The sequence below is a fragment of the Nostoc sp. CHAB 5715 genome (genome assembly GCF_020829685.1).
Classification (GTDB): domain Bacteria; phylum Cyanobacteriota; class Cyanobacteriia; order Cyanobacteriales; family Nostocaceae; genus Nostoc.
The window spans coordinates 1-2,236 of record NZ_JAIVFR010001121.1; the positions used below are offsets into that span (position 1 = coordinate 1).

The window sequence follows — 2,236 nt, forward strand, 5'->3', positions numbered from 1 at the left end:
ATTAAGATGCTTCCGAAAAAGCCACACAAGGTTTTATTATCTCAAATTTTTGATAGAATATCCTCGCTGGGGCGTATTCACGCTCCTAAGCCTTCTGTCACCACTTCATAATTGGCGAAGGTATTGTTAATAGTATCAATCTTATAGCCTAGTGATGAAACTGGGCGAAGATGCCTTAAAGTTCCTTTAGAAGGGAAAGCTCAAACCAGCTTTTTTAAGAGAGTATAAATACTAAATAAACCAAAAACTAGTAAAAGCCAATTTGAAAGACACCTCTAGCCCACAAGAAAAAAATTTTGAATTAGATTGCTCAGTAGCTGGGTATGACTACGAACTACCTCCAGAACTCATTGCCCAAAACCCAGCAGTTCCTAGAGATAGCTCACGGTTACTTGTGGTTGATTCTCCGACTACAGGCATCGAAACAGCACCCTTGCACCACATTTTTCATGATTTACCTGCACTGCTGCGCTCTGGTGATTTGTTGGTTATGAACAATACAAGAGTCATTCCAGCGCGGCTTTATGGTCATAAATCCACTGGTGGTAAAATCCAGGTGTTGCTGTTGGAAGAACGGCAGTATAACTGTTGGTTAGCTTTGGTTAAGCCAGGAAAAAGCTTCAAACAGGGAGCGAAAATTATTTTTGAAGCCAAGGGAGCGGGGAGAGTAGGGGGAGATGAGGGAGTAGGGGGAGATGAGGGAGTAGGGGGAGATGAGGGAGCAGGGGGAGATGAGGGAGCAGGGGGAGATGAGGGAGCAGGGGGAGATGAGGGAGCAGGGGGAGATGAGGGAGCAGGGAGAGATAGCGAAGTAAATTCTTCCTCATCCTCCTCATCCCCCTCATCCTCCTCATCCCCTTCATCCTCCTCATCCCCCTCATCCCCCTCATCCCCTCATCTCCTTACGGCTATGGTTCTAGAAACAGACGCAGCAACTGGTGGGCGTTTGTTGCAATTTGATGTGCCAGAGGGAAAATCTTTAATGCAACTGTTAGAGGTATTTGGTGAAGTGCCGCTACCACCGTACATCACTACCTCACAAGCTGCTGACGAGCAGTATCAGACAGTTTATGCTAAACAACCAGGAGCGATCGCAGCTCCTACGGCAGGGCTACATTTTACCCCAGAATTATTACAAAAGTTGCGCGATCGCAATATTAATCAGGCTTTTATAACGCTACACGTTGGTGTAGGTACATTTCGCCCTGTGGAAGTGGAGGATGTAACTACCCACCAGATGCATGAAGAATGGATTGAAGTCCCCGCCGCTACAGTAGAGCAAATCCGCGCCACTAAAGCAGCTGGCGGTCGAATTATTGCTGTGGGAACAACGGCAGTACGGGCGTTAGAAGGGGCGGCTCAATCTGGGAATTTACAACCATTTTGCCAGAAAACAGACCTGTTTATTTATCCCGGCTACCAATGGCGGGTGGTAGATGGTTTAATTACCAATTTTCACCTGCCGCGTTCCAGTTTGCTGATGTTGGTAAGTGCGCTAATTGGCAGACAACGGTTATTGAATATATACAACGAAGCGATCGCTTTTGGATATCGCTTTTATTCATTCGGCGATGCAATGCTAATTTTGCCGAAAGCTGTGGGAGTAGGGAGTGGGGAGTAGGGAGTCATGCAATTTTAGATTTTTCCTTCAATCTAAAATCTAAGTTGCGCTCTAAGCGCAGCAAAGGTGCTACTCAAGAGTCTTGTGATAGATTCCACAAGGGTAGCAGCGCTGTATAATCTGGGTTTGGCGCTGTATGAAAAAGGACAGCTTGAGGATGCGATCGCAGCATACCAAAAAGCAATTAATTTAGATAGCAGCAATGCCAACGCTTATTTTAACTTAGCGATCGCCTTGCAACAACAAGGTCAAATAGAGCCTGCGATCGCCAGTTATCGCCAAGCCTTGCAGTTAGATCCTAAAAATGCCACAGCCTACAACAATATGCCAAATTTGCTAGCAATTCATGTCATTTTAGATTTTGAATTTTGGATTGAAGGAAAAATCTAAAATCTAAACTTTTTTAAATCGGCAAACGATTGATATCTTTGTTGCAGCCAATAACTACCATTGCTGATCCGCGCTCTAAACGCTTTGTGGCGTCAGGATTAATTATAAATTTACCATCCTGGCTGACTGCTAGCAAATTTAACCCGTAGCGGTTACGAAGTTGAAGAAGGGCGACGAAGTGCTTGCTACTGCTCGCAAACCAGAGCAACTTCGCGCTTTGATTGA

At 45.2% G+C, this 2,236-nt stretch carries 2 protein-coding genes and 1 pseudogene; 2 read left to right on the top strand and 1 reads right to left on the bottom strand.

Features of this window, described 5'->3' with window-relative positions; translation table 11 throughout:
• Positions 1 to 262 precede the first annotated feature (262 nt).
• Together queA and LC574_RS36670 are read left to right on the top strand one after the other, a co-directional pair.
• Positions 263 to 1,621, top strand: a complete 1,359-nt coding sequence (queA, locus tag LC574_RS36665) for a tRNA preQ1(34) S-adenosylmethionine ribosyltransferase-isomerase QueA (protein WP_229458536.1) — start codon at positions 263 to 265, stop codon at positions 1,619 to 1,621.
• Between the two features lie 75 nt (positions 1,622 to 1,696).
• Positions 1,697 to 1,966 (top strand): annotated as a pseudogene (locus LC574_RS36670) (tetratricopeptide repeat protein); the annotation flags it as partial.
• Between the two features lie 58 nt (positions 1,967 to 2,024).
• Here LC574_RS36670 and LC574_RS36675 read toward each other — a convergent pair.
• Positions 2,025 to 2,236 (bottom strand): cation:proton antiporter regulatory subunit (locus LC574_RS36675; protein ID WP_368736785.1); only part of this gene is annotated, 212 nt, incomplete at its 5' end.